We start from the raw sequence: 25850 nt of genomic DNA on the forward strand, positions 1-25850 counted from the left end.
GTGAACAGGGGCGGGTGACCACGCGTACGACATGGGCGGCGGGCCAGGCGGGCCGGGGTTGCTTCGGCCCTGCCCAACCTCCCAGCGTGGCCCGCCGCCTCCGTCACGGGTCTCGCAGGGAAGGACCTCCGGGTTGCCTCAGCACACGAGTACGCGCCACACACCGGATACGGCCGGAGGAAACGAGGCCGTCCTCGACGAACAGGAGGAGCGGGCGGAGGCCGAGCGGGTCGATCGAGCCGGCCAGGCCGATCGAGCCGGCCAGGCCGATCGAGCCGGCCAGACCGAGCAGGCCGAGCAGGCCGAGGCGACCGCGCAGGCCGATCGGACCGAGCAGGCCGAGGGCGCCCAGCGGGCCCCCGCCGCCGACAAGCCCCCCGCGCCCGAGGGGGCCAACCCCGTCCGCCGTGTACGGGCCGCGTGGTCCGCCCGTGCCGAGCGCTGGCGGCAGGCGCATCCGGGGGCCGCACAGGGGCTGTCCGTGACCGTCACCGTGCTGGCCGCCGCCCTGGTCGTCGCCGCGCTGGTGCTGCCGAACACCGTGGTCGGGCTGGGGCCCGCCAAGTTCACGCGCATACCGGCCGAGGCGGTCATCGGGGCCGCCGTGCTGCTCGCGCTGCCGCGCCGCCCGCGGGTGGTGCTGGCCGCGGTGTCCGGCGTCGCGCTGGCCGCCATGACCGTGCTGAACCTGCTCGACATGGGGTTCAACCAGTACCTGGGCCGTCCCTTCAACCCCGTGCTGGACTGGAGCCTGCTCGGCGACGCGCAGTCCTACCTGGAGGACTCGCTCGGCCGCACGGCCACCCTCGCCGCCACCGCCGGCGTGATCGTCCTCGTGCTGCTGCTGGCCGTCCTGCTGGCCCTGGCCACCGTCCGGCTGGGCGACCTGCTCGCCCGGCACAGCGCGGCCGCGACCCGCGGCACCATGGTCGCGGGCGTCGTCTGGATCACCTGCTCCGCCCTCGGCCTGCAGATATCCGGGGTGCCGGTCGCCTCCGACCGCACCACCACCGCGCTGAGGATCGAGTCCCGCCGGGTGTCGGACACCCTCAAGGACGAGGCGCAGTTCCGGAAGGTCGCCGGCGAGGACCGGTTCGGCGGCACCCCGGGCAGCCAGCTCGTCCCTGACCTGCGCGGCAAGGACATGGTCTTCACGTTCATCGAGAGCTACGGCCGCAGCGCCATCGAGGACCCGGTCATCGCCCCGGGCGTCGACACCACCCTGGACGCCCGTACCAAGGCCCTCGCCAAGGCCGGGTTCCACGCCAGGAGCGGCTGGCTGACCTCCGCGACCTACGGCGGCAGCAGCTGGCTCGGGCACTCCACCACCATGTCGGGCCTGTGGGTCAGCAACCAGCAGCGCTACCGCACGGTCATGGCCAGCGACCACCTCAGCCTGACCGAGGCCTTCAAGAAGACCGGCGACTTCGACACCGTCGGCGTCATGCCGGGCGTGCAGAAGGGCTGGCCCGAGCAGAAGTGGTACGGCCTCGACAAGGTCTACAACGCCTTCCAGCTCGGCTACCGGGGCCCGAAGTTCAGCTGGTCGACCATGCCCGACCAGTACGCGCTCCAGCAGTACGAGGATCGGGTGCACAGCAAGCGCCCGGCCGACGGGAAGTCGCGGATGTCGCTGCTGATCCTGACCTCCAGCCACCAGCCCTGGGCGCCGGTGCCGAAGATGGTCGGCTGGGACGAGCTGGGCGACGGCTCGGGGTTCAAGGACATCGAGGCCGCGGGCAACAGGCCGGCCGACATCATCGCCGACACCACCAAGTCGCGTGAGCAGTACGGCAAGTCGATCCAGTACTCGGTGACCGCGCTGACCGAGTGGCTGGAGCGCCACGGCACCGACGACACCGTGCTCGTGTTCCTCGGCGACCACCAGCCGATCGCCCGGGTCAGCGGCAACCACGCCAGCCGTGACGTGCCCGTCTCGATCGTGGCCAAGGACCCGAAGGTGCTGGACCGGATCGCCGACTGGCACTGGACGGAGGGGCTGCGCCCCGCCCACGACGCCCCGGTCTGGCGGATGAGCTCCTTCCGCGACCGCTTCCTGACGGCCTACGGCTCGGTCCCGCACCCGAAGAAGGGCTGATCAGCCGCCGGAGGTGTCCAGCTCCGCTTCCTCGCCGACGCCCGCGCAGTCGTACGGGTCCTTCAGCCAGCCGTCCGGCAGCACCACACGGTTGTTGCCGGACGTACGGCCGCGGGGCCCGTCGGCGCCGGCGGGCCAGGGCTGGTCCAGGTCCAGCTCGTCGAGACCGGACCGCAGCTCCTGGAGCGAGGAGGTGATCGCGAGCCGCTTGCGCATCTCGGAGCCGACCGCGAAGCCCTTCAGGTACCAGGCGACGTGCTTGCGGAAGTCGACGACGCCCTTGGACTCGTCGCCGATCCACTCGCCGAGCAGGGTGGCGTGCCGGACCATGACGTCGGCGACCTCGCGCAGGGAGGGCCGCGCGATGTCGTCCGTCCGGCCCTCGAAGGCCGCCACCAGGTCGGCGAACAGCCACGGCCGGCCCAGGCAGCCGCGGCCCACGACGACACCGTCGCAGCCGGTCTCGCGCACCATGCGCAGCGCGTCCTCGGCCGACCAGATGTCGCCGTTGCCCAGCACCGGGATCTCCGGGACGTGCTCCTTCAGGCGGGCGATGGCCTCCCAGTCGGCGGTGCCGCCGTAGTGCTGGGCGGCCGTGCGGCCGTGCAGCGCGATCGCCGTGACACCCTCCTCGACGGCGATGCGGCCGGCGTCGAGGTAGGTGATGTGGTCGTCGTCGATGCCCTTGCGCATCTTCATCGTGACGGGGAGGTCCCCGGCGCCGGAGACCGCCTCGCGCAGGATGGCCCGCAGCAGGTTCCGCTTGTAGGGCAGCGCGGATCCGCCGCCCTTCCGGGTCACCTTCGGGACCGGGCAGCCGAAGTTCAGGTCGATGTGGTCGGCCAGGTCCTCCTCCGCGATCACGCGGACGGCCTTGCCGACGGTCGCCGGGTCCACGCCGTACAGCTGGATCGAGCGCGGCTTCTCGGTCGCGTCGAAGTGGATCAGCTGCATGGTCTTCTCGTTGCGCTCGACCAGCGCCCGGGTCGTGATCATCTCACTTACGAACAGGCCCTTGCCACCGCTGAACTCACGGCACAGGGTGCGGAAGGGAGCGTTGGTGATACCGGCCATGGGGGCCAGGACCACCGGCGGCCGGACGGTGTGCGGGCCGATCTGCAGGGGGGACTCGGGCGTGGGCATTCCCCCATTGTCACGTATCCGCGGAGATCATGTAACGGTCATTAGTTAACCGCACTATCGAAATCCCGTACCATGGTCCGCATGCCCGAGCTCAGTCACCGCCGACGCCTGCTCGTGCTCGCGATCTGCTGCATGAGTCTGCTGATCGTGAGCCTCGACAACACCGTCCTCAACGTCGCGCTGCCCTCGATGCAGCGCGAGTTGCACGCCACCACCTCCGGCCTGCAGTGGACGATCGACGCCTACACGCTCGTCCTGGCCTCGCTGCTGATGCTCGCGGGCTCCACGGCGGACCGGATCGGCCGCAGGAAGGTCTTCATGTCGGGCCTGGTGGTCTTCTCCATCGGCTCCCTGCTCTGCTCCCTCGCGCCGAATCTGGAACTGCTGGTCGTCTTCCGCATGGTCCAGGCGGTCGGCGGCTCCATGCTCAACCCGGTCGCCATGTCGATCATCACCAACACCTTCACCGACTCCCGCGAGCGGGCCCGCGCGATCGGCGTGTGGGGCGCCGTGGTCGGCATATCCATGGCGGCGGGCCCGCTGGTCGGCGGCCTGCTGGTGGAGTCGGTCGGCTGGCGCTCGATCTTCTGGGTCAACCTCCCGGTCGGCCTCGCGGCCCTGCTGCTCACCCTGCGCTTCGTCCCCGAGTCCCGCGCGCCCCGAGCCCGCAGGCCCGACCCGGTCGGCCAGCTCCTGGTGATCGCGCTGTTCGGCTCGCTGACGTACGCGATCATCGAGGCGCCGGACTCGGGCCCCGGCACGGTGGCCCCCTTCGGCGCGGTGGCCCTCGTGGCCCTGCTCGGCCTGCTCGGCTATGAGCCCCGGCGCGAGGAACCCCTCATCGACCTGCGCTTCTTCCGCTCGGCTCCGTTCACCGGGGCGACGGTGATCGCGATCAGCGCGTTCGCCGCGCTCGGCGGCTTCCTGTTCCTGTCCACGCTGTACCTGCAGAACGTGCGCGGCCTCGACGCCCTGCACGCGGGCCTGTGGATGCTGCCGATGGCCGCGCCGACGTTCCTGTGCGCGCCGCTGTCCGGCCGGCTGGTGGGCAGCCGGGGACCGCGGCTGCCGCTGCTGGTGGCGGGCGCCGCGATGACCGCGAGCGGGGTGCTGTTCGCGGCCTTCGAGGCGGAGACCTCGAACACCACGCTGTTCGCCGGGTACGTGCTGTTCGGCGTCGGCTTCGGCTTCGTGAACGCGCCGATCACGAACACGGCGGTGTCGGGGATGCCCAGGACCCAGGCCGGGGTCGCCGCCGCCGTCGCCTCCACCAGCAGGCAGCTCGGGCAGACGCTGGGCGTCGCCGTGGTCGGCGCGGTGCTGGCCGCCGGGGTGGGCTCCTCGCCGTACCGGGACACGTTCGTCGCGGCGGCCCGGCCCGGGTGGTGGATCCTCGCGGGGTGCGGTCTGGCCGTTCTGCTCCTCGGCTGGGTGACCAGTGGCCGCTGGGCCCGGCGCACCGCCGAGCTGACCGCCGACGAGCTGGAGTCGGCGGACCTGAAGGACTCCGTGGGGGTCACGGCAGGCCGCTAGGGAGCCGGGGCTCTCGGGCCGGCCGCCAGGGCGCCGGGGCTCTCAGGACGCCCGCGGACCGGCCGCCAGCTCGTACAGCTTCTCCAGGCGCTCGCGGGTCTCGTCGTTCTTCGGCGTGTACGTGACCAGACGGGGCCCCGCCTGCGGGCCCAGCCACAGGTCCGTGTGCTCCAGGGTCAGGTGGCCGACGTACGGGTTGAGGAACTCCTTGGTCTTGGAGCGGTTGCCCACGACCTCGTAGCGCTGCCAGTTCTCGCGGAACTCCGGGGACTCGCACTCCAGGCGCCTGAGCAGCATCTTCCAGGCGGGCTCGCCGAGATGCCCGGCCATGGAGGCGCGGAGCCGGGCGGCCATCAGGCGCATGGTCTCGTCCAGGTGCACGATGGCCGCCCGCCAGTCGCTGTCGGTGTACACGAGGAGCATGCAGTTGCGGTCCTCCGGCGGGACCGCGTCCAGGTCGCCCATGAGGCGGGCGTAGGTGCGGTTGTAGGCGAGGATGTCGTACCGGCTGTTCTGGACGCAGGCCGGGAACGGCTCCAGCGCGCGCAGCGTCTCGCGCAGGGCCGGGGTGACGCTGGGGCAGCTCGCTGCCGGTGTCGGATCGGCGGCCGCGGCGAGCTGGAAGAGGTGGGCGCGCTCACTGGCGTCCAGCAGCAGGGTGCGGGCCAGGGCGTCCAGGACCTGGACCGAGACCTGGATGTCCCGGGCCTGTTCCAGCCAGGTGTACCAGGTGACGCCGACCGCCGAGAGCTGGGCGACCTCCTCCCGGCGCAGACCGGGCGTGCGGCGCCGGGTGCCGCGTGGCAGCCCCACCTGCTCGGGTGCGATCCGCTCGCGCCGGCTGCGCAGGAACGCGGCCAGCTCGTGCCGCCGGATCTCCGCGCCGCGCGGGAGCCGCGGGGTGGCGGTCACCTGTGCAGTCGTCGTCATGTCTCCAGGGTGCCGCCCTGCGGATCCTGTTGCCAGGTACTTCTTCTACCAGGATCAGAACACTCTGGTACCAGTCTGAGCACGGGCGCAGGCTCGGTGCCATGACCGAGACCGTCACCACCCCCGCCGTCCGTGCCCCGGCGGCCGCGCCGCCCGCGCTGAGCGGGCCGGGGCTGTTCACCGTTCTGCTGGCCGCGGCGCTGCCGCTGGTCGACTTCTTCATCGTCAATGTCGCGCTGCCGACCATCGGCGCCGATCTCGCCGCGGGCGAGGCCGTGCTGGAGCTGGTCGTGGCCGGGTACGGGGTCGCCTACGCCGTGCTGCTCGTGCTCGGCGGGCGGCTCGGGGACCTGTTCGGGCGGCGCCGGCTGTTCCTCTTCGGAATGGCCGCCTTCGGGCTGACCTCGCTGGCCTGCGGGCTCGCCCCGGGCGCCTGGAGCCTCGTCGCGGCGCGGGTCGCGCAGGGCGCCTCGGCCGCCGCGATGCTGCCGCAGGTGCTCGCCACCATCCAGGCCGCCACCAGCGGCACCCGCCGGGCGAAGGCCATGAGCCTGTACGGCGCCACGGCCGGGCTGTCCATGGTGGCGGGCCAGATCCTGGGCGGCGTGCTGGTCGCGGCGGACATCGCCGGTAGCGGCTGGCGGGCGATCTTCCTCGTCAACGTCCCGGTCGTCCTGCTGGGGCTGGTGCTGGCCGTGCGGCACATGCCGGAGACCCGCTCGCAGCGCCCGGAGCCCGTCGACGTACCCGGTACCGTCCTGCTCGCCGTGTCCCTGCTGACCCTGCTCGCCCCGCTCACCGAGGGCCGCGCGGCGGGCTGGCCGCTGTGGACCTGGCTGTCGCTGGCCGCGTTCCCGTTCGCCGCGGCCGCGTTCTACGCGGTGGAGCGGCGGGCGGACCGGTGGGGGCGGACCCCGCTGGTGCCGCCCAGCCTGTTCGCGCTGGCGTCGCTGCGGCGGGGGCTGGCGCTGATGCTGCCGTTCTCGATCGGCTTCAGCGGCTTCATGTTCGTCATCGCGCTGGCGCTGCAGCGGGGAGCCGGACTCGGTCCGGTGCCGGCGGGGCTCGCGCTCGCGCCGATGGCCGTGGCGTTCCTGTTCGTCTCGCTGGCCGGGCCGCGTCTGATCGCCCGGTACGGCACCCGGGTGGTCACCGCGGGCTCCGTCCTGCAGGGCGTGGGCGTGCTGCTGATCGCCCTCGCCGCCTGGCGGGACTGGCCGCACCTGGGCTTCGGCGCGCTGCTGCCGGGCGCGGCGGTCGCCGGTGCCGGGCAGGCGCTGCAACTGCCCAACGTGCTGCGCATCGTGATGTCCGAGGTTCCGCCGATCCGGGCCGGAGTGGGCAGCGGTGTGATGGTCACCACCCAGCAGTCGGCGTTCGCCCTCGGGGTGGCCACCCTCGGCACCCTGTTCCTGACCCTGGTCCCGCATCAGGGCATGCGGGACGCGCTGGTCATCACGCTGCTGGTGCAGCTCGCCGGGATCGTCCTGACCGGCCTGCTGAGCCTGCGGCTGCCCCGCCGGGTCGGCTGAGCCCGGCTCGGCCGGGGCAACTCGCCGCCGGGGAATCCCCGTTGATGTTGGACTTGCTGCACACTCCTTGCGGTCGGACGTGCCGGACGCGGGGAGGCGTCATGTCGCGGGACAACAGCACCAGCAAGGTCAGCCGGTGGGACCAGCACGGCCGGGAGCACGTGGTCCGGGTGCGTCGCACCGGTGTCCAGCGCACGATCGGATGCGACACCTGCGGCTGGTCCCGCAGCGCCCAGTTCCTGCCCTGGTTGAAGGCCGAGGAACATCTGGCCGAGGCCCACCAGGCGACGGTGGACCCTGCGGGAACCCGGCAGCCGTCACGCTGACGGCCTCGGGGTGTGATGATCCGGTGCCCCCCGCTGGGCGCACCGCTGGCGCTCAGTCCCGGCCGTCGGCCGATCGCAGCCCTCGTGTCAGCAGCTCCACGACGGCCGTGAACTCCTCCTCGATGCCGGGCCCCTGCCACTCCCGGGCGTAACACGGGTCGTGGAAGCGGCCGGTGGCCTGGAAGACGGCGCGGGCCGTGGTGGCGGAGTCGGCGGGGGCGAAGGCGCCCGACGTCATGCCCGCCTCGATGATGCGGGTGAGCTGGCCGGTCAGGTCGGCGAGGTGGTCGCCGACCACCGTGCCGTTCTCGTCGGTGAGCACGGTGTAGGTGGCGAACAGTTCCGGGTCGTCGCCGGCCTTGTGCCGCTTGGCCTCGAACAGGGCCGCCAGCCAGTCCCGCAGCCGGTCCTCCGGGGCGCCGGCCCCGGCGGCGATCCCGGCCAGCCGCTCCGAGGTGCGGTCCAGCCACCGCTTGGTCACCGCCTCGCGCAGCGCCGCCTTGGTACGGAAGTGCCGGTAGACGCTGCCGTGGCTGACGCCGAGCGCGCGGGCCACGTCGACCACGGTGGCCTTGGCCGGGCCGTGGCGGCGCAGCACCTCCTCGGTCGCTTCGAGGATGCGCTCGGCGGTCAGGGTCTCGCTGGTCGGTGCCATGCCTTAGACCGTACCGGGGAGCCGGATCAGCGTTCGCTGTCGAGGAGTGCCATCTGCGCGCTCGGGTAGCGGTCGCCCGCCGCCGCGTCTGCCGGGACGGCCTCCTCGATCGCGGCGTGGTCGGCCTCGTCCAGGGTCACGTCCAGCGCGCCCAGGGACTCGGCGAGCCGCTCGCGGGTGCGGGCGCCGACGAGCGGCACGATGTCCTCGCCGCGCGAGAGCACCCAGGCGATGGCGATCTGCGCGACCGTGACGCCCTTCTGTTCGGCGATCTTGCGCAGCGCTTCGACCAGGTTCAGGTTGTGCTGGAGGTTCTCGCCCTGGAAGCGGGGCGAGAAGGAGCGGAAGTCTCCCGCGGGCAGTCGCCGGTCACGGGTGTAGTGCCCGGAGATCAGTCCGCGGGAGAGCACGCCGTAGGCGGTGATGCCGATGCCGAGCTCCCGGGTGGCCGGCAGGATGTCCCGCTCGATGCCCCGAGAGATCAGGGAGTACTCGATCTGGAGGTCGGCGACGGGCGCGGTGGCGGCGGCCCGGCGGATGGTCTCGGCGCCGACCTCGCTCAGGCCGACGTGCCGGACGTATCCCTTCTCGATCAGCTCGGCGATCGCGCCGACGGTCTCCTCGATCGGGACGTCCGGGTCTAGGCGGGCGAGCCGGTAGACGTCGATGTGGTCCACGCCGAGGCGCTGCAGGGAGTAGGCGGCGAAGTTCCGCACGGCGGCGGGCCGGCCGTCGAAGCCGCTCCAGTCGCCGTCCGGGTCGCGCAGGGCGCCGAACTTCACGCTGACCAGCGCGTTGTCCCGGGCGGCCGCCGGGGCGGTGCGCAGGGCCTCGCCGAGCAGCATCTCGTTGTGGCCCATGGCGTAGAAGTCGCCGGTGTCCAGCAGGGTCACACCCGCGTCCAGGGCCGCGTGGACGGTCGCGACGGACTCGGCCCGGTCGGTGTCGCCGTACAGCGCGGACATGCCCATGCAGCCGAGGCCGAGGGCGGAGACCTGGGGGCCGGTGTTTCCGAGGTTTCGGGTTGGCATCGTCATGCCTCCACCATGACATGACGGATGACAGATTTCAATATCTGTCACTCCATACTTGTCAGCCGCCATGTCGGACGCCCCTTGCCTCAGCGCACCCAGGGTTGAATTGGTCCAGACCTATTGACGAAAGGTCTGGACCAGAGCACTGTCATGCCTACGACACCTCACCGCACCCCCACCGGGAGGATCCGCATGCTCCGCCGCACGCTGAGACTGCTCACCGCCGCGCTCACCACCGCCGTCCTCGCACCGCTCGCCGTGGCGACCGCCCCCACCGCCTCCGCCGCCGACACCTGCGCGGTGAAGTCACGGCCGGCCGGCAAGGTGCTCCAGGGCTACTGGGAGAACTGGGACGGTTCCGCCAACGGCGTCCACCCGCCCTTCGGCTGGACCCCGATCACCGACTCCCGCATAGCCGCGCACGGCTACAACGTCGTCAACGCGGCCTTCCCGGTCATCCGCTCGGACGGCACGGCGCTCTGGGAGGACGGCATGGACAGCGGCGTGAAGGTGGCCACGCCCGCCGAGATGTGCGCCGCCAAGGCCTCCGGGCAGACGATCCTGCTCTCCATCGGGGGCGCGGCCGCCGGCATCGACCTGTCCTCCGGCGCGGTCGCCGACCGGTTCGTCGCGACCATCGTGCCGATCCTGCAGAAGTACAACTTCGACGGCATCGACATCGACATCGAGACCGGCCTGGTGGGCAGCGGGGACATCAGCCGGCTCTCCACGTCCCAGGCCAACCTGATCCGCATCATCGACGGGGTGCTGGCCCGCATGCCGTCCGGCTTCGGCCTGACGATGGCCCCGGAGACCGCGTACGTCACCGGTGGCAGCGTCGCCTACGGCTCGATCTGGGGCGCGTACCTGCCGGTCATCAAGAAGTACGCGGACAACGGCCGGCTGTGGTGGCTGAACACGCAGTACTACAACGGCAGCATGTACGGCTGTTCCGGCGACTCCTACCCGGCGGGCACGGTGACGGGCTTCACCGCGCAGACCGACTGCCTGAACAAGGGGCTGGTGGTGCAGGGCACGACGATCAGAGTGCCGTACGACAAGCAGGTCCCGGGCCTGCCGGCCCAGCCGGGCGCGGGCGGCGGCTACATGTCCCCGTCCCTCGTCTCCCAGGCCTGGCGGCACTACGGCACCTCGCTCAAGGGCCTGATGACCTGGTCGGTCAACTGGGACGGCTCGAAGAACTGGACCTTCGGCGACAACGTGAAGTCGCTGCAGGGACGTTGAGCCCGTCACCGGACACAGCACGAACGCCCGCTCCCCGGCCGGATGAACCGGCCGGGGAGCGGGCGTTCAGGCGTGGGTGCCGCGGGCCTCAGCAGCCCAGCAGGCGCTGGGCCAGGTAGCCCTCGATCTGGTCCAGGGACACGCGCTCCTGCTTCATGGTGTCGCGCTCGCGCACGGTCACCGCGTTGTCCTCGAGCGTGTCGAAGTCGACCGTCACGCAGAACGGGGTGCCGATCTCGTCCTGGCGGCGGTAGCGGCGGCCGATGGCGCCCGCGTCGTCGAACTCGATGTTCCAGTTCTGGCGCAGCGCCTGGGCGAGGCCCTTGGCCTTCGGCGACAGCTCCGGGTTGCGGGACAGCGGGAGCACGGCGACCTTCACCGGCGCGAGGCGGTGGTCCAGGCGGAGCACCGTGCGCTTCTCCATCTTGCCCTTGGCGTTGGGCGCCTCGTCCTCGACGTAGGCGTCGAGGAGGAAGGCCAGCATCGTGCGGCCGACACCGGCCGCGGGCTCGATGACGTACGGCGTCCAGCGCTCCTGGGCCTCCTGGTCGAAGTAGGAGAGGTCCTGGCCGGAGGCCTTGGAGTGCGCGCCGAGGTCGTAGTCGGTGCGGTTGGCGACACCCTCGAGCTCGCCCCACTCGCTGCCGCCGAACTGGAAGCGGTACTCGATGTCGGCGGTGCGCTTGGAGTAGTGGGAGAGCTTCTCCTTCGGGTGCTCGTACCACCGCATGTTCTCGGTGCGCAGGCCGAGACCGGTGTACCAGTTCCAGCGCTGCTCCATCCAGTACTCCTGCCACTTCTCGTCCTCGCCCGGCTTGACGAAGAACTCCATCTCCATCTGCTCGAACTCGCGGGTCCGGAAGATGAAGTTGCCGGGCGTGATCTCGTTGCGGAAGGACTTGCCCATCTGCGCGATGCCGAACGGCGGCTTGCGGCGCGAGGTGGTCTGGACCTGGGCGAAGTTGGTGAAGATTCCCTGGGCGGTCTCCGGGCGCAGGTAGGCGACGGAGCCGGAGTCCTGGGTCGGGCCGAGGTGCGTCGACAGCAGACCCGAGAACTGCTTGGGCTCGGTGAACTGGCCCTTGTTGCCGCAGTTCGGGCAGTTGATGTCGGCCAGGCCGTTCGCCGGGGCGTGGCCCTTCTTCTCCTCGTACGCCTCCTCGAGGTGGTCGGCGCGGAACCGCTTGTGACACGAGGTGCACTCGGTCAGCGGGTCCGTGAACGTGGCGACGTGACCGGAGGCGACCCAGACCTCGGAGGCCAGGATGACGGACGAGTCGATACCGACCACGTCCTCGCGCGACGTCACCATGTAGCGCCACCACTGACGCTTGATGTTCTCCTTGAGCTCGACACCCAGCGGTCCGTAGTCCCAGGCGGCACGCTGTCCGCCGTAGATCTCACTGCAGGGGAAAACGAAGCCACGGCGCTTGCTCAGGCTGACGATGGTGTCGATCTTGTCGGCGGCCACGGTGCTCTCTTCATTACGACGACGGGCGTTGAAGCGAGATGCTTCCAGCGAATGATTCAGGTTACCGGCGCAGGCTCCCCCACAACCAAATCGGCCCCCTGTCCACGGTCTCACCCGGCGTTGTTGACAACGGTTTCCATGTTAGTTGAAAATGACTGTCATGAACGAACGTCGACGCCGCGCGTCCTCCCGAATAGGCACGGCCGGACCCGCGGTCGCGGTCGCCACCGCGCTGGGCCTGGCGACCCTCACCGGCTGCTCCACCGACAGCGCCGCTGCGGGCCACCCGGGCAGGTTCGGCGTCGTCGCGTCGTTCTACCCGATGACCTTCCTGGCCGAGCGGATCGGCGGCGGTCACGTCGACGTCACCACGCTCACCTCCCCCGGACAGGAGCCGCACGACCTGGAGATCAGCCCCCGGCAGATCGGCCGGCTCGAGCAGTCCGACGCCGTGCTGTACCTGAAGGGCCTGCAGCCGAGCGTCGACGAGGCGGTGGCCCAGTCCCCGGTCCGGACCAAGATCGACGCGGCCTCGCTGACCACCCTGGAACAGCACGGCGACGAGGTCGGCGGCCACGCGGCCGAGCACGACACGCACGAGGGCGAGGAGTCCGGCGGCAAGGACCCGCACATCTGGCTCGACCCGGTGCGCTACGCCCAGGTCGCCGAGGGCGTCGGCAGGGCCTTCGAGAAGGCCGACCCGGACCACGCGGCCGACTACCGGAAGAACACCGCGGCCCTGGTGAAGAAGCTGGACGCCCTGAACACCCGCTTCAAGGACGGCCTGGCACACACGGACACCAAGGTCTTCGTCACCACCCACGCCGCCTTCGGCTACCTCGCCGAGCGCTACGGACTCACCGAGGAGGCCATCAACGGCCTCGACCCCGAGTCGGAGCCCAGCGCCGCGCGCATCAGGGACCTGCAGGGGATGGCCGGGGCCGACGGCGTCACCACCGTCTTCTACGAGACGCTCGTCAGCGACCGGACCGCGAAGACGGTGGCGAACGACGCCGGCCTGCGGACCGACGTCCTGGACCCGCTCGAGGGCATCACGGCCAAGTCCCGCGGCACGGACTACTTCTCGGTCCAGGAGGCCAACCTCAAGGCGCTCCAGCTGGCTCTGGGCGCCAAGTGACCGGCATGGAGGGGCAGATCATGGACGAACCCGTCATAGCGATGCGCAGGGTGACCGCCGAACTCGGCGCGCGCCCCGTGCTGCGCGGCATCGACATCACCGTGGGCCGCGGCGAGGTGGTCGCGCTGCTCGGCGCCAACGGCTCCGGCAAGTCCACGGCGATCCGCACGATCATCGGCCAGGTGCCGGCCGCCGGCGGCACGATCGAGCTGTTCGGCACCCCCCGCCGCACCTTCCGCGACTGGGGGCGCGTGGGCTACGTACCGCAGCGCACCACGGTCGCCGGCGGGGTGCCGGCGACCGTGAGCGAGATCGTCTCCTCGGGCCGGCTGTCCCGCACCCGCTTCGGCCTCTTCCGCAAGGCCGACCGGGAGGCCGTGCGCCGCGCCCTGGAGCTGGTCGGCATGGCGGACCGCGCCGGGGACTCGGTGAACGCCCTCTCGGGCGGCCAGCACCAGCGGGTGCTGATCGCCCGCGCCCTGGTCGCCGAGCCCGAGCTGCTGATCATGGACGAGCCGATGGCGGGCGTCGACCTGGCCAGCCAGGAGGTACTGGCCGCGACCCTGCGCGAGCAGGTCGCCCAGGGCGCCACGGTCCTGCTCGTACTGCACGAACTGGGCCCGCTGGAGCCCCTGATCGACCGGGCGGTCGTCCTGCGCGACGGCTGCGTGCTGCACGACGGCCCGCCGCCGAAGGCGCTGGGACAACACGCCCTGCCCGGCCACGACCACGTACACCCGCACGCGCCCGCGGGCACCGAACCGATCCGCACGGGACTGCTGAGCTGATGGAATTCCTGAACTACGCCTTCATGCAGCGAGCGCTCCTCGCGGCCGTCCTGGTCGGCGTCACCGCGCCCGCGATCGGCATCTACCTCGTCCAGCGCCGCCAGCCCCTGATGGGCGACGGCATCGGGCACGTGGCGATGACCGGCGTCGGCCTCGGCTTCCTGCTGAACGCCTCCCCGGTGTGGATGGCCACGGCCGTCTCGGTGCTCGGCTCGGTCCTGATGGAGCTGATCCGCTGGTACGGCAGGACGCGCGGCGACATCGCGCTCGCCATGCTCTTCTACGGCGGCATGGCGGGCGGCGTGATGTTCGTCAACATCGCGCCCGGCGGCTCCAACGCGAACCTGACCTCGTACCTGTTCGGCTCGCTGTCGACGGTCTCCCCGTCCGACGTGACCGCGATCATGGTGCTTGCCGCGTTCGTGGTCCTGGTCACCCTGGGGCTGCGCCGCCAGTTGTTCGCGGTCAGCCAGGACGAGGAGTTCGCGCGGGTCACCGGTCTTCCGGTGCGCGCGCTGAACCTGCTCACCGCGGTCACCGCGGCGGTCACGGTGACGGTCGCCATGCGGGTGGTCGGGCTGATCCTGGTCTCCGCGCTCATGGTCGTGCCGGTCGCCGCCGCCCAGCAGCTCACCCGCAGCTTCGCCGCGACCTTCGCGATCGCCGTCGCCCTCGGCATCACCGTGACGATCAGCGGCACGATCACGTCGTTCTACCAGGACGTGCCGCCCGGCGCGACGATCGTGCTGCTGACCATCGCCGCGTTCGTCGCGCTCACCGCGGCCGCCGCTCCGCTGGCCCGGCGGCGCGCCCGCGCGGCGGCCGCGGCACGGCCGGCCGGGGACCCCGCGGAGTGCTCGATTCCGGCCGGACGGGCGGCCGGGGACGGCGTCGGCGTCTGACCGCGGGCGTCCCGGGCTGGCACAATGTCCCGGGCAGACGCGAGACGAGGAGGCAACCGGTGACGACCGCTGGACCGCCCGTGAAGGGCCGCGCCACCCGGCAGCGTGCCGCTGTGGCGGCGGCCCTGGACGAGGTCGACGAGTTCCGCAGCGCGCAGGACCTGCACGACATGCTCAAGCACAAGGGCGACTCGGTCGGGCTCACCACCGTCTACCGCACCCTGCAGTCCCTCGCCGAGGCCGGCGAGGTCGACGTCCTGCGCACCTCCGAGGGCGAGTCCGTCTACCGCCGCTGCTCCACCGGCGAACACCACCACCACCTGGTCTGCCGCACCTGCGGCAAGGCGGTCGAGGTCGAGGGCCCGGCGGTGGAGAAGTGGGCGGAGGCCATCGCGGCCGAGCACGGCTATGTGAACGTGGCGCACACGGTGGAGATCTTCGGCACGTGCGCGGACTGCGCGACGGCCTCCGGCGGCTGACCCCTCGCCCCGCTCCCCCTCACCGGCCAAGCCGAAGGGGCGACGTCCCCAGGGGCGGGAGGAGGGGGGCGGCGGGGGCCAGGAGACCCCCGACGGCCCCACCGGCACCCGGCGCAACCGGCGACCGCCGTCACTCCTCCTCGGTGCGGCCTTCCATCGCGGCGAGCTCCTCGTTGGGGATCGCACCGCCGAAGCGGCGGTCGCGGGAGGCGAACTCGATGCAGGCCCGCCACAGGTCGCGGCGGTCGAAGTCGGGCCACAGCACGTCCTGGAAGACCATCTCCGCGTAGGCGCTCTGCCAGAGCAGGTAGTTGGAGGTGCGCTGCTCACCGCTGGGGCGCAGGAAGAGGTCGACGTCCGGCATGTCCGGGTAGTACAGGTACTTCTGGACGGTCTTCTCATTGACCTTGGACGGGTCGAGCCGGCCCGCCTTCACGTCCTCGGCGAGCCGCTGCGCCGCGTCGGCGATCTCGGCCCGGCCGCCGTAGTTCATGCAGAAGTACAGGGTGAGCAGGTCGTTGTCCTTGGTCTGCTCCTGGGCGACCTGGAGCTCCTTGGCCACCGACTTCCACAGCCTGGGCATACGACCCACCCAGCGCACCCGGATGCCCAGCGCGTCGAGCTGGTCGCGGGTCCGGCGGATGAAGTCGCGGTTGAAGTTCATCAGGAAGCGGACCTCGTCGGGCGAGCGCTTCCAGTTCTCGGTGGAGAAGGCGTACAGGGAGATGTTGCGGACGCCGATCTCGATCGAGCCCTGCAGCACGTCCAGCACCCGCTCGGCGCCGACCTTGTGCCCCTCGGTGCGCGGCAGCCCCCGGTCCTTCGCCCAGCGGCCGTTGCCGTCCATGACGATCGCCACGTGGTTCGGCACCAGCTCGCCCGGGAGCTTCGGCGCGCGGGCACCGGACGGGTGCGGCTCGGGCGCCCTGTACTCGCGGCGCCGGCTTCCCAGGATCCCGCGTACGACCATGTGCTCCTCGACTCCTTCTGGCTCTGCTCGCGCTTACTTCTCGACATACCGGAGCGAGCGCAGCCCGCGCTCCAGATGCCAGTGCAGATAGGCGGACACCAGCCCGCTGCCCTCCCGGACGTAGCGCGCCTCGCACGCGTCCGCCGTCTCCCAGTCTCCCGTAAGCAGCGCGCCCAGCAGCACCAGGGTCTGCGGAGAGGGCACGACACTGCCCGGCACCCGGCAGTCGACGCAGACCGAGCCGCCGGAGGCGACCGAGAAGAACCGGTTCGGGCCGGGCATCCCGCACTTCGCGCAGTCGCCGAAGCTGGGCGCGTAGCCGTTGACGGCGAGCGAGCGCAGCAGGAAGGCGTCGAGGACGAGGTGCGGGGCGTGCTCGCCGCGGGCGAGGGTGCGCAGCCCGCCGACGAGGAGCAGGTACTGCTGGACGGCCGGCTCGCCCTCGTGGTCGGTGAACCGCTCGGCGGTCTCCAGCATGGCGGTGCCCGCGGTGTACCGGGCGTAGTCGGCCACGATCCCGCCGCCGTACGGGGCGATGGTCTCGCTCTGCGTGCACAGCGGCAGCCCGCGTCCGACCAGTTCGCTGCCCCGCGCGAAGAACTGCACGTCGACATGGGAGAACGGCTCCAGCCGGGCCCCGAACTTCGACTTCGTCCGACGCACACCCCTGGCCACGGCCCGTACCCGGCCGTGCCCGCGGGTGAGCAGCGTGATGATGCGGTCCGCTTCGCCGAGTTTCTGGGTCCGCAGGACGATGCCGTCGTCGCGGAACAGACTCATGGCTCCATTCTGCCCGCCCGCACGGGCCGCCGGGCCCGCGGGCGGTTCTTCAGGCCACCGGCCTCCCGTGCCCGGCCGTGCGGGCGCTGACGTACGCCGTCTCGGCGTGGAGCCGTTCGGCGTGGGTGGCCTCCCGCACGGCCCGCGGGTCGCAGTCCCACTCCCGGCCGCCCCCGTAGGGCCGAAGCTGTACGTACGGCCCCTCGTGCCCCATGACGATGCCGAGGCGTCCGGTACGGGTGTCGACGGCACAGGAGCCGGCGGGGAGATTCATCGCGTCCACCTCCGGTGGCTCCCCTGCCTCCGGCATTTTCACTCTTCGCATGCCCCTGGTGGCCCAGTGTGTCTACACTCGGCCGGAGTCTGCCCGCGGCGCCGCCGGCCGGCCCGCGTCAACTCCGCGCCCACCGCCGTTCGTTGCCCGCCATTGGCACGACCTTTGGCGGCCGGGCCGGCGGCTGGGCCATTCGTGTGCGATCCCTTGACCACCCCTGTGGGCCCTCCTATGGTCGCGCTGACGAATCGGACGTAGAACGTCCCATCTCCCCCTCTCACCGCCTTGCCCCGACCTCCCGACCCGCTGGAGGAACCGTGCGCGACGATGTGACCCCCGACGTGCCGGCCCCGCGCCGCCGGTCGTTCCTGACGTACACCGGGGCGCTCGGCGCGGCCGCCGCCCTGCCGCCCGCGCTGGCGGGCTGCTCCGCCGGGCCGGAGTCGACGAACGACACCGGGGACGGGGGCGCCGGCAAGGACCGCACCCTGACCGCGGTGATCGGGTACGGCAACGACGGGAGCTGGGATCCGACGCAGACGGCGTCCGCGTTCTGCATGGCCGCGAACAACCACATCTACGAGGGGCTGCTCGACACCGACCCGATCTCCCGGGCGCCGTACCCGGCGCTCGCCACCGCGCCGCCGGCCGACCCCGGCGCCACGACCTGGCGGTTCACCCTGCGCACCGGGGCGACCTTCCACGACGGCAGGCCCGTCACCGCCGACGACGTCGTCTTCGTCTACGACCGGATCCTCGACCCGCACACCCAGAGCCTCGCCAAGGGCTTCTTCGCGAGCTGGCTGAAGGAGGTGCGGAAGGTGGACGCCCGGACCGTCGAACTGGTCCTCCGGTTCCCCTTCCCGGACGGCCTCGCCCGGCTCACCCTCGCCAAGATCATGCCCAAGCACGTGTTCTCGCGGCCCGGCGCCTGGGACGACGCGATCAAAGGGCTCGCGGTGGGCTCCGGACCGTACCGGCAGACCGCGCACCACCCGAAGTCGAACACCGTCTTCGAGGCTTACGACGCCTACAACGGCCCCCGCAGGCCGGCGTTCCGGCGGATGAACTGGCTGACGATCGTCGACGCGGCGCCCCGCGTGGCGAAGATCTCCGGGACCGGCGCGGGGGCCCAGATCGCCGACAACATCCCCTACGCCAACATCCCCCGCCTGGAACAGGGCGGTCTGAAGGTCGCCGGCGGGTCCGGGATGAACAACCTGTTCCTGATGTTCGACACCCGGCACAAGCCCTTCGACGACGTCCGCGTCCGGCAGGCGCTGCACTACGCCATCGACACCGAGAAGATGGTGCGGGTCGCGCTGAAGGGGCACGGCAGGCCGGCGACGTCGTTCCTCGACGAGGCCAACCCCGGCTACCGGCGGGCCAGGACCGTCTACGGCCACGATCCCGCGAAGGCCAGAGCACTGCTGAGGGCCGCCGGGGTCGAGGACCTGGAGATCGAGATCCTCGCGGTCAACGTGAGCTGGATCGTGGACTGCCTGCCGACCATCAAGGCGTCCTGGGACGCCGTCGGCGTGCGGACGACCCTCGCCCCGCAGGAGACCACCGCCGTGTTCACCAAGATGGACCAGAAGCGGGACTACCAGGTGGTGGCCGCGGCCTCCAACCCCAACCAGTTCGGACTCGACGCCGACCTGATCATGCACTACAACTACGGCCCCGAGAACCTGTGGATGCGGTACACCCGGTGGGCCGGCCACCCCGTCGCGAGGCGGCTCTTCCGGGACATGGACCGGGCGACCCGGGAGCCGGACCCGGCGCGGAAGAAGGCGATGATCCAGGACTACATCGACGTCGTCGCCGAACAGGCCGTGCTCTACCCGGTCGTCCACAACGAGCTGATGACCGCCTGGGACCCGCGCCGCCTCACCGGGATAAGGCCACAGCCGTACCCCGGGATCAACCTCCTGCGGGCCCGGTGGGTCTGACGGCATGACGGCCGTCGTCCGGATCCTGCTCCGCCGCGTCGCCCTGCTCGTACCGCTGCTGCTCGGGATCGTGCTGTTCGTGTTCCTGGTGATGCGGTTCTCCGACGCCGACCCGGCCTCCGCGTTCTTCCAGGGGGCGAACCCGACCCCGCGGCAGCTGCACGACTTCCGCGAGCGCAACGGCCTGCTGGACCCGCTCCCGGTGCGGTACGTCCACTTCGTGGGCGACCTGCTCCACGGCGACCTCGGCACCAGCGCCCTGACCCGCGCCCCCGTCGCCGACCAGGTGACGACCGCGCTGCCGCTCACCCTCCAGCTCACCTTCCTCGGCCTCGGCATCGCGGTGGTGCTGGCGCTGGCGGCCGGCGTCACGGCGGCCGTCTACCGGGACCGGCTGCCGGACCAGGTCATCCGGGTCGTCTCGCTGGTCGGGGTCGCCGCGCCCGGCTTCTGGCTGGCGCTGCTGATGATCCAGTACCTGGCCGTGGACCGGGGCTGGTTCCCGACCGGCGGCTATGTCAACCCGGCCGACTCGGTCACCGGCTGGCTGCGGACCATGGCCCTGCCCGCCTTCGCGCTCTCCCTGCCGGTGGCCGCGCAGCTCACCCGGATCGTACGGACCTCGGTGGTGGAGGAACTGGACAAGGACTACGTGCGCACCGCGATCGGCAGCGGGCTGCCGCCCCGGGTGGTCGTCGGGAGGAACGTGCTGCGCAACGCCCTCGTCAACCCGCTCACCGTGCTGGGGCTGCGCGTGGGCTATCTGCTCGGCGGCGCGGTCGTCATCGAGACGATCTTCTCGCTGCCCGGCATGGGCAAGCTGATGATCGACGCCGTGCGCAACGGCGATCCGGCCGTCGTCCAGGGGGCCGTGCTGACCACGGCCACCGGGTTCGTCGTCGTCAACCTCGTCATCGACATCCTCTATCTGCTCGTCAACCCGCGTCTGAGGACGGCCTGATGGTCACGCGCGCACACCTCGCCGAGCGGCTCTCCCGGCCCGGCCTCCGGCTCCGCGGATGGCGCCGGCTGCCACCGCCGTCGAAGGCGGCCGGCTGCTTCCTGGTCCTGGTGGTCCTGCTCGCCGCGCTCGCCCCGGTGCTCGCCCCGGACGACCCGCTGGACCAGCTCGACCCGGCCGGCGGCACCGGCCACCCGTCCGCCGCGCACTGGATGGGTCAGGACAGCCTCGGCCGGGACGTCCTCAGCCGGCTGATGTACGGCGCCCGCTGGTCCCTCGCCATCGGGCTGGGCGCGACCGCGCTCGCGCTGGTCGCCGGGGCACTGACCGGCGCGGTGGCGGCCACCTCCCGCAAGGCCGTCGACGAGACGCTGATGCGCTGCCTGGACGTGGTGATGGCGTTCCCCGGGATCGCGCTCGCCGCCGTGCTGGTCGCCGTGTTCGGCGGCGGGATCGGCGTGCTGGTCTGCGCGATCGCGTTCCTGTTCACCCCACCGGTGGCGCGGGTGGTGCGGGCCAATGTGCTCGACCAGTACGGCGAGGACTACGTCACCGCCGAACGCGTGCTCGGCGCCCGCACCCCGCACATCGTGCTGCGCCACGTGGCCGTCAACTGTGCCGCCCCGGTGCTGGTGTTCTGCACGGTCCAGGTCGCCGAGGCCATCGTCTTCGAGGCGTCGCTGTCCTTCATCGGCGCCGGTGTGCGGCCCCCGGACCCGTCCTGGGGCAGTGTCATCGCCGACGGCAAGAACATGGTGCTGACCGGCGGCTGGTGGGCGACCGTCTTCCCCGGTCTGCTGATCCTGCTGACCGTGCTGTCGCTGAACATCCTCTCCGAGGGCGTGTCCGACGCCTGGGCGGCCCCGGCGGCCCGGGAGGTGGCGGCACCGGAGGACCGTCTTCAGGCGCCGGAGCCCGGCACCGGCGAGGTGCAGCCGCTGCCCGGCCTGGCCGAGGCCGCGCGGCGGCTGCGTTCCCGGGCCCGGCCCCGGCCCGCGCCCGGCGGGCCGCCGGTGCTCGCGGTGGAGAACCTGGCCGTCGGCTTCCCCGGCCGGCACGGGGGCGTGGACATCGTGGACGGGGTCGGCTTCGAGGTGCACGCCGGTGAAGTGCTGGGCCTGGTGGGCGAGTCGGGCTGCGGCAAGTCGCTGACCGCGCTCACCGTGATGGGCCTTGAGCCCCGGGGGGCCCGGGTGCGCGGGCAGGTCCGCTTCCGGCAGCGGGACCTGCTCGCCGAGCCGGCCCGGGTACGGCGCCGGCTGCTCGGCCACGAGATGGCGATGGTCTACCAGGACGCCCTGTCCTCGCTGAACCCGGCGATGACCGTCCGCGCCCAGCTCGGGCAGCTCGTCCGGCGCGGCGGCCGCCGTACCCCGGAGGAGCTGCTGTCGCTGGTCGGCCTAGAACCCGCCCGCACTCTGCGCAGCCATCCGCACGAACTCTCCGGCGGCCAGCGCCAGCGCGTCCTGATCGCCATGGCCCTCTCCCGCAACCCCGCCCTGATCGTCGCCGACGAACCGACGACCGCCCTGGACGTCACCGTGCAGGCCCAGGTGATGGAGCTGCTGCTGCGGCTGCGCGAGGAGCTGGGCTTCGCGCTGGTCCTGGTCTCGCACGACCTGGCGCTGATCGCCGATGTCACCGACCGGGTGGCGGTGATGTACGGCGGGCGGATCGTGGAGACGGGCGTGACCGCCGACCTGGTGGCGGCACCGGCGCACCACTACACGCGCGGTCTGCTCGGCAGCGTGCTCTCGCTGGAGTCGGCCGCGGAACGGCTGACGCAGATCAAGGGCGTCGTACCGGCACCGTCCGGCTTCCCGGCGGGCTGCCGCTTCGCCGACCGCTGCCCGCGGGCGACCGGGGTGTGCCACACCACCGTGCCGGTCCTCACCGGCACGCCCACGCACACGGCCGCCTGCCATCACCCGGCCGTGGCACTGACCTCGGCGGAGAACGAGGAGGCCGTGCGGTGAGCGCTGTCGTGGAGGTGCGGGACGCACCGCAGGGTGCGGTACCGGCGTCGGCGGGCTGCCGCTCGGCCGGCCACCGCCCGCCGGTGACCGAGGTCCGCCCCACGTCGACGGAGGAGGCCCCGCGGTGAGCGCTGTCGTGGAGGTCCGCGACGCCCATGTGGTCCACCGGGCGCGCACCGGGGGCCTGTTCGCCCGCGACCGGGTGTACGCGCTGACCGGCGCCGATCTCACCGTCGCCCCCGGTGAGACGGTCGGCGTGGTCGGCGAGTCGGGGTGCGGGAAGTCGACGCTGGCGAAGGTGCTGGTGGGTATCGAGCGGCCGGTCTCCGGGTCGGTGTCATTCCGGGGCCGCGACCTGTGGGCGATGCCGCCCGCCGAACGCCGGGCCACGGCGGGCGCGGGCACCGGCATGATCTTCCAGGACCCCGCGACGGCCCTCAACCGCCGGCTGACGGTACGCCGGGTGCTGCGCGACCCGCTGGACGTCCACGCCCGCGGCACCAGGGCGGAACGGGAGGAGCGCGTCGCGGAGCTGATGGCCCTGGTGGGCCTCCCCCGGGCCCTCGCCGACGCCCTGCCCGGGCAGTTGTCCGGCGGACAGCGCCAGCGGGTCGCCATCGCCCGGGCGCTCGCCCTCGACCCCGCCCTGGTCGTCGCCGACGAGCCGACCAGCGCGCTGGACGTCTCGGTCCGCGCGCAGATCCTCAACCTGCTGCTGGATCTGCGGGAACGCCTCGGGCTGGCCCTGGTGTTCGTCTCGCACGACATCCAGACGGTACGGCGGATGAGCGACCGGGTGATCACCATGTACCTCGGCCGGATCGTGGAGGACGCCCCGGCCGGCCGGGGCACCGGCGCCGCCCGGCACCCGTACACCCGCGCCCTGTTCTCCGCCACGCCCGGTCTGCTGGACCCCGTGGACCCGATCCCGCTGACCGGCCCGGTGCCGTCGGCGACCCGGCCGCCGAGCGGCTGCCCCTTCCGCACCCGCTGCTGGAAGGCCGACGAGCTGTGCGCGCGGGAGATGCCGGGGTTCTCGGCCGCGTCGCGCCCCGGACACCGCTACCGCTGCCACCATCCTGTGGAGGAGGACCAGCCGATCCGCGACCCAGCCCGCCAGGAGCCGTGAATGACCTTCCCCGCCCCGCTCACCGGTGTCGTCCCACCCGTATGCACCCCCCTGACACCGGAGCGCGAGGTGGACGTGCCCTCGCTGCTGCGGCTGGTCGACCATCTCGTCGCGGGCGGGGTGCACGGGCTGTTCGTGCTCGGGTCGACCTCGGAGGCGGCGTTCCTGACGGACCGGCAGCGCCGGCAGGTGGTGGAGGCCGTCGCCGGCCACGCCGGCGGCCAGCTGCCCGTGCTCGCCGGGGCCATCGACATGACCACCCCGCGCGTCCTGGAGCACGTCCGGGCGGTCTGCGCGGCGGGGGCGGAGGCCGTCGTCGTCACCGCCCCCTTCTACGCCCGCACCCACCCGGCCGAGATCGTCCACCACTACCGCCGGATCGCCGCCGCGAGCCCGGTCCCGGTGATCGCCTACGACATCCCCGTCGCCGTGCACACCAAGCTCCCCGCCGAGCTGGTGCTGGGCCTGGCCGCCGACGGGGTGCTGGCCGGGCTGAAGGACTCCAGCGGGGACCTGGCGGCGTTCCGGGAGGTCGTCACGGGTGCCCGCGCCCACGCCGGTTTCAGCGTGCTGACCGGCTCAGAACTCATCGCGGACTCGGCGCTGGCGCTGGGCGCCGACGGGGCGGTGCCAGGGCTGGCCAACGTCGACCCGCACGGGTACGTCCGGCTGTACCGCCTGTGCCGGGCCGGCGACTGGGAGGGCGCACGAGCCGAACAGGAACGCCTGTGCGCGCTGTTCGGCATCGTCGGGGTGGGCGACCCGGCCCGGATGGGCGGCAGCTCCTCGGCCCTGGGCGCCTTCAAGACGGCCCTGCACCTACGCGGAGTCATCGCCTGCGCGGCGACGGCCGAGCCCCAGGTGCCGCTGTCGGGGGACGAGGTGGCGCGGGTGGGGAAGTTGCTGGCGGCGGCGGGGCTGTTGTAGGGGTGGGTGGGCGCGCCGGCCCTAAAAGCGAATTCTATGGGACGTCAGAAGCCAGGTATACGCGGGTACGCACCAACCGCATCGATGAAGCCATGAAATGAATTCCCGCCCCTACACCACCCATGGAAACTTCGATCACCCCCTCGGATGCAGTCAGAAAATCGACATTCCGAGCCTCCTGCATACCCCACCCGTTGACCTGAAAGTCCGACACGTCGGAAAACAACAGATGGAACTCGAATCTGTTGTAGGTCGTTTCACTCCATTCCGAACTGGGACGCGAAGGCAGCCTCCGAGTATCGAACCCGACGGTCACCGAATTACCCCGCTCATCAACGTGAACGTAAAAAAGTTCACACTCACCAAGGCCGGGCGGGTTGCCTCCGTAAAGGCCACCCAGAAACGACGGGCCCCCTAGGATTCGCTGCCACTCAGATGCGTCCATAGTAGGCCTTCTCCCAGGTTTCCGGCAAGAAAGTGTACCGACGGGCGTCAATTCGACTCACAAATGAATGCGGACCGCCGTCATTCCCGTCCACACCAGCCCTGAAAGCACTTACATGACCTACGAGTACCGAGTCACCGCAGTGGAATTCAGTCTCCAACCCGTCGCCATGAATCCCTACGTGAAGACACCTCTCTGCCTCTCTGTGGGTTGCCGTCACGCGACAGACCGCAGGCGGATGCCATTCTCGAAGCGAAAGGTTCTCGACCGCCAAAAATTGCAGGTGGCATTGCACCGTGTCCAACCCTGCAGCCCGCCACTCCTCCGGGGGTGATTTGGGAAAATCCGGCAGATCTATGCGAATGATCACGGCAGGGCCACGCCAGTTGATATTGAGCGAGCGAACCCTGACACCCTCCCCTATCCTTGGCACTTCACCATAGACCTCTCGAAGCGCATTGGAATTTAGTAGGAATTCGTCAACGGTCATAGTAATAGTGCTCCTCACATCCGGGAACCTGACCATTCCGAGTGTCCTCGAACGGTCGCACGTGATGGTTCACCTCTACGGGCTCGGCACCTTCGGGAATTCCCGCCTCACGCAACGCCTTTGCCTTTGCTTCATCGAGCGTCCGGCCAACCTTTGCCGCTCCAGGCCGGCGAAACCACGCCCCGCCCCCGCCCAGCCCTTCATCGTGCCGAGCGAATCCAGCTCGGTCAGCGAAGCGTTGATGCCCTCCGCGATCAACTTCAGCCCCTGCACCTGCAGATTCGGCTGTCCGCCCCCACTCGGCGTCGTCATACCCGCTCCTCCCCCGTCAATCCTTCGGCCCCGGCATCCGAGCCCGCATCCGTGCCCGGCAGACCAAGCACGCGTGCACCGCTCTCACCGTCCGGCCCGTTCACGGCCACCGCATCCGGCACGATCCCGACGACCGGCGGCAACACCAGCCCCCGCTCGCCATCACCCGCGTCCGCCAGCACCTCGCACGGCAACCCCGCCCCCGCCACCGCCGGCACACCCGCATCCAGCACCGCGGCACCCCACACCACCCGATACCGCCACGCACGATCACGCTCCCCGCGCGCCAGCGCATACCGCGCCAGCGCCCCCTCATCGGTGAACGCCAGCAGCCGACGCGCCCCCTGCGCCTCCACCGTC

Annotated in this window: 27 protein-coding genes; 15 read left to right on the forward strand and 12 right to left on the reverse strand. The window is 71.5% G+C overall.

From position 1 onward, the window contains the following. Positions 1 to 133: 133 nt before the first annotated feature. Positions 134 to 2098 (forward strand): sulfatase-like hydrolase/transferase, encoded by a 1965-nt coding sequence (locus ACZ6B1_RS05470; protein ID WP_468775191.1) that lies wholly within the window; start codon positions 134 to 136, stop codon positions 2096 to 2098. Here ACZ6B1_RS05470 and dusB read toward each other — a convergent pair whose 3' ends face one another. Further along, positions 2099 to 3241 (reverse strand): tRNA dihydrouridine synthase DusB, encoded by a 1143-nt coding sequence (dusB, locus tag ACZ6B1_RS05475; RefSeq protein ID WP_468775192.1) that lies wholly within the window; start codon positions 3239 to 3241, stop codon positions 2099 to 2101. A gap of 81 nt (positions 3242 to 3322) precedes the next feature. Between dusB and ACZ6B1_RS05480 the strand changes: the two genes are divergently transcribed. Then, positions 3323 to 4774, forward strand: coding sequence for an MFS transporter (locus tag ACZ6B1_RS05480; RefSeq protein WP_468775194.1), 1452 nt, complete (start codon positions 3323 to 3325; stop codon positions 4772 to 4774). A 42-nt stretch (positions 4775 to 4816) separates the two neighbouring features. On the opposite strand, the gene ACZ6B1_RS05485 is transcribed toward ACZ6B1_RS05480, so the two are convergent. After that, positions 4817 to 5704, reverse strand: a complete 888-nt coding sequence (locus ACZ6B1_RS05485; RefSeq protein ID WP_468775196.1) for a helix-turn-helix transcriptional regulator — start codon at positions 5702 to 5704, stop codon at positions 4817 to 4819. A gap of 101 nt (positions 5705 to 5805) precedes the next feature. On the opposite strand from ACZ6B1_RS05485, the gene ACZ6B1_RS05490 reads away from it, so the two are divergent. After that, entirely contained in the window at positions 5806 to 7236 is a 1431-nt protein-coding gene (locus ACZ6B1_RS05490; protein WP_468775198.1) for an MFS transporter, read from the forward strand. 101 nt (positions 7237 to 7337) lie between these two features. After that, entirely contained in the window at positions 7338 to 7562 is a 225-nt protein-coding gene (locus ACZ6B1_RS05495; protein ID WP_390058521.1) for a hypothetical protein, read from the forward strand. A gap of 52 nt (positions 7563 to 7614) precedes the next feature. On the opposite strand, the gene ACZ6B1_RS05500 is transcribed toward ACZ6B1_RS05495, so the two are convergent. Next, positions 7615 to 8217, reverse strand: a complete 603-nt coding sequence (locus ACZ6B1_RS05500; RefSeq protein ID WP_468775200.1) for a TetR/AcrR family transcriptional regulator — start codon at positions 8215 to 8217, stop codon at positions 7615 to 7617. Between the two features lie 26 nt (positions 8218 to 8243). Further along, positions 8244 to 9254: an aldo/keto reductase gene (locus ACZ6B1_RS05505; protein WP_468775202.1), complete on the reverse strand. Its 1011-nt coding sequence runs from the start codon at positions 9252 to 9254 to the stop codon at positions 8244 to 8246. A 189-nt stretch (positions 9255 to 9443) separates the two neighbouring features. Between ACZ6B1_RS05505 and ACZ6B1_RS05510 the strand changes: the two genes are divergently transcribed. After that, positions 9444 to 10496, forward strand: a complete 1053-nt coding sequence (locus ACZ6B1_RS05510) for a chitinase (RefSeq protein WP_468776036.1) — start codon at positions 9444 to 9446, stop codon at positions 10494 to 10496. An 88-nt stretch (positions 10497 to 10584) separates the two neighbouring features. Here ACZ6B1_RS05510 and ACZ6B1_RS05515 read toward each other — a convergent pair whose 3' ends face one another. Next, a complete protein-coding gene (locus ACZ6B1_RS05515) occupies positions 10585 to 11967 on the reverse strand; it encodes a glycine--tRNA ligase (protein WP_199210452.1) in 1383 nt (460 codons plus the stop codon). A gap of 160 nt (positions 11968 to 12127) precedes the next feature. Here ACZ6B1_RS05515 and ACZ6B1_RS05520 point away from each other — a divergent pair, with 160 nt between their 5' ends. Genes ACZ6B1_RS05520 through ACZ6B1_RS05535 form a run of 4 tightly spaced genes read left to right on the forward strand, consistent with a single transcriptional unit; the run spans position 12128 to position 15274 of the window. After that, positions 12128 to 13105 carry a metal ABC transporter substrate-binding protein gene (locus ACZ6B1_RS05520; RefSeq protein ID WP_468775204.1) on the forward strand — a complete coding sequence of 326 codons (978 nt, stop codon included), beginning with the start codon at positions 12128 to 12130 and terminating at the stop codon, positions 13103 to 13105. Positions 13106 to 13125: 20 nt separating this feature from the next. Then, entirely contained in the window at positions 13126 to 13893 is a 768-nt protein-coding gene (locus ACZ6B1_RS05525) for a metal ABC transporter ATP-binding protein (protein ID WP_468775206.1), read from the forward strand. Continuing rightward, the gene (locus ACZ6B1_RS05530; protein WP_358927285.1) at positions 13893 to 14795 is read left to right on the forward strand and encodes a metal ABC transporter permease; all 903 of its coding nucleotides are present in this window, start codon (positions 13893 to 13895) and stop codon (positions 14793 to 14795) included. Before ACZ6B1_RS05525 ends, ACZ6B1_RS05530 begins: the two co-directional genes overlap by 1 nt. Before the next feature lie 59 nt (positions 14796 to 14854). After that, a complete protein-coding gene (locus tag ACZ6B1_RS05535) occupies positions 14855 to 15274 on the forward strand; it encodes a Fur family transcriptional regulator (protein ID WP_468775208.1) in 420 nt (139 codons plus the stop codon). 130 nt (positions 15275 to 15404) lie between these two features. On the opposite strand, the gene ACZ6B1_RS05540 is transcribed toward ACZ6B1_RS05535, so the two are convergent. Genes ACZ6B1_RS05540 through ACZ6B1_RS05550 form a run of 3 tightly spaced genes read right to left on the reverse strand, consistent with a single transcriptional unit; the run spans position 15405 to position 17298 of the window. After that, complete coding sequence (locus ACZ6B1_RS05540) at positions 15405 to 16244, reverse strand: isoprenyl transferase (protein ID WP_468775210.1); 840 nt, start codon at positions 16242 to 16244, stop codon at positions 15405 to 15407. Between the two features lie 33 nt (positions 16245 to 16277). Continuing rightward, positions 16278 to 17024, reverse strand: a complete 747-nt coding sequence (recO, locus tag ACZ6B1_RS05545; protein WP_359544663.1) for a DNA repair protein RecO — start codon at positions 17022 to 17024, stop codon at positions 16278 to 16280. A 49-nt stretch (positions 17025 to 17073) separates the two neighbouring features. Continuing rightward, positions 17074 to 17298: a hypothetical protein gene (locus ACZ6B1_RS05550; protein ID WP_468775212.1), complete on the reverse strand. Its 225-nt coding sequence runs from the start codon at positions 17296 to 17298 to the stop codon at positions 17074 to 17076. 317 nt (positions 17299 to 17615) lie between these two features. Between ACZ6B1_RS05550 and ACZ6B1_RS05555 the strand changes: the two genes are divergently transcribed. The 6 genes from ACZ6B1_RS05555 to ACZ6B1_RS05580 are packed head-to-tail and all read left to right on the forward strand — an operon-like array spanning position 17616 to position 24243. Further along, a complete protein-coding gene (locus ACZ6B1_RS05555; protein ID WP_468775213.1) occupies positions 17616 to 19250 on the forward strand; it encodes an ABC transporter substrate-binding protein in 1635 nt (544 codons plus the stop codon). A 4-nt stretch (positions 19251 to 19254) separates the two neighbouring features. Then, positions 19255 to 20211: an ABC transporter permease gene (locus ACZ6B1_RS05560; RefSeq protein ID WP_468775215.1), complete on the forward strand. Its 957-nt coding sequence runs from the start codon at positions 19255 to 19257 to the stop codon at positions 20209 to 20211. After that, positions 20211 to 22187: a dipeptide/oligopeptide/nickel ABC transporter permease/ATP-binding protein gene (locus ACZ6B1_RS05565; protein WP_468775217.1), complete on the forward strand. Its 1977-nt coding sequence runs from the start codon at positions 20211 to 20213 to the stop codon at positions 22185 to 22187. The genes ACZ6B1_RS05560 and ACZ6B1_RS05565 overlap by 1 nt, the downstream gene beginning before the upstream one ends. After that, the gene (locus tag ACZ6B1_RS05570) at positions 22184 to 22315 is read left to right on the forward strand and encodes a hypothetical protein (RefSeq protein WP_468775220.1); all 132 of its coding nucleotides are present in this window, start codon (positions 22184 to 22186) and stop codon (positions 22313 to 22315) included. The genes ACZ6B1_RS05565 and ACZ6B1_RS05570 overlap by 4 nt, the downstream gene beginning before the upstream one ends. Beyond that, positions 22312 to 23316, forward strand: coding sequence for an oligopeptide/dipeptide ABC transporter ATP-binding protein (locus ACZ6B1_RS05575; protein WP_468775221.1), 1005 nt, complete (start codon positions 22312 to 22314; stop codon positions 23314 to 23316). The genes ACZ6B1_RS05570 and ACZ6B1_RS05575 overlap by 4 nt, the downstream gene beginning before the upstream one ends. After that, complete coding sequence (locus ACZ6B1_RS05580; protein ID WP_468775223.1) at positions 23317 to 24243, forward strand: dihydrodipicolinate synthase family protein; 927 nt, start codon at positions 23317 to 23319, stop codon at positions 24241 to 24243. A 34-nt stretch (positions 24244 to 24277) separates the two neighbouring features. Here the strand turns inward: ACZ6B1_RS05580 and ACZ6B1_RS05585 are convergent, their stop codons facing one another. The 4 genes from ACZ6B1_RS05585 to ACZ6B1_RS05600 are packed head-to-tail and all read right to left on the reverse strand — an operon-like array spanning position 24278 to position 25846. After that, a complete protein-coding gene (locus ACZ6B1_RS05585) occupies positions 24278 to 24688 on the reverse strand; it encodes an Imm50 family immunity protein (protein ID WP_468775225.1) in 411 nt (136 codons plus the stop codon). Next, a complete protein-coding gene (locus ACZ6B1_RS05590; RefSeq protein ID WP_468775227.1) occupies positions 24675 to 25214 on the reverse strand; it encodes an Imm50 family immunity protein in 540 nt (179 codons plus the stop codon). Before ACZ6B1_RS05590 ends, ACZ6B1_RS05585 begins: the two co-directional genes overlap by 14 nt. A gap of 39 nt (positions 25215 to 25253) precedes the next feature. Next, a complete protein-coding gene (locus ACZ6B1_RS05595; protein WP_468775228.1) occupies positions 25254 to 25490 on the reverse strand; it encodes a hypothetical protein in 237 nt (78 codons plus the stop codon). After that, positions 25487 to 25846, reverse strand: coding sequence for a hypothetical protein (locus ACZ6B1_RS05600; RefSeq protein ID WP_468775230.1), 360 nt, complete (start codon positions 25844 to 25846; stop codon positions 25487 to 25489). The genes ACZ6B1_RS05595 and ACZ6B1_RS05600 overlap by 4 nt, the downstream gene beginning before the upstream one ends. Positions 25847 to 25850: the final 4 nt, after the last annotated feature.

It is taken from the genome of Streptomyces sp. NPDC041129 (assembly GCF_055592265.1).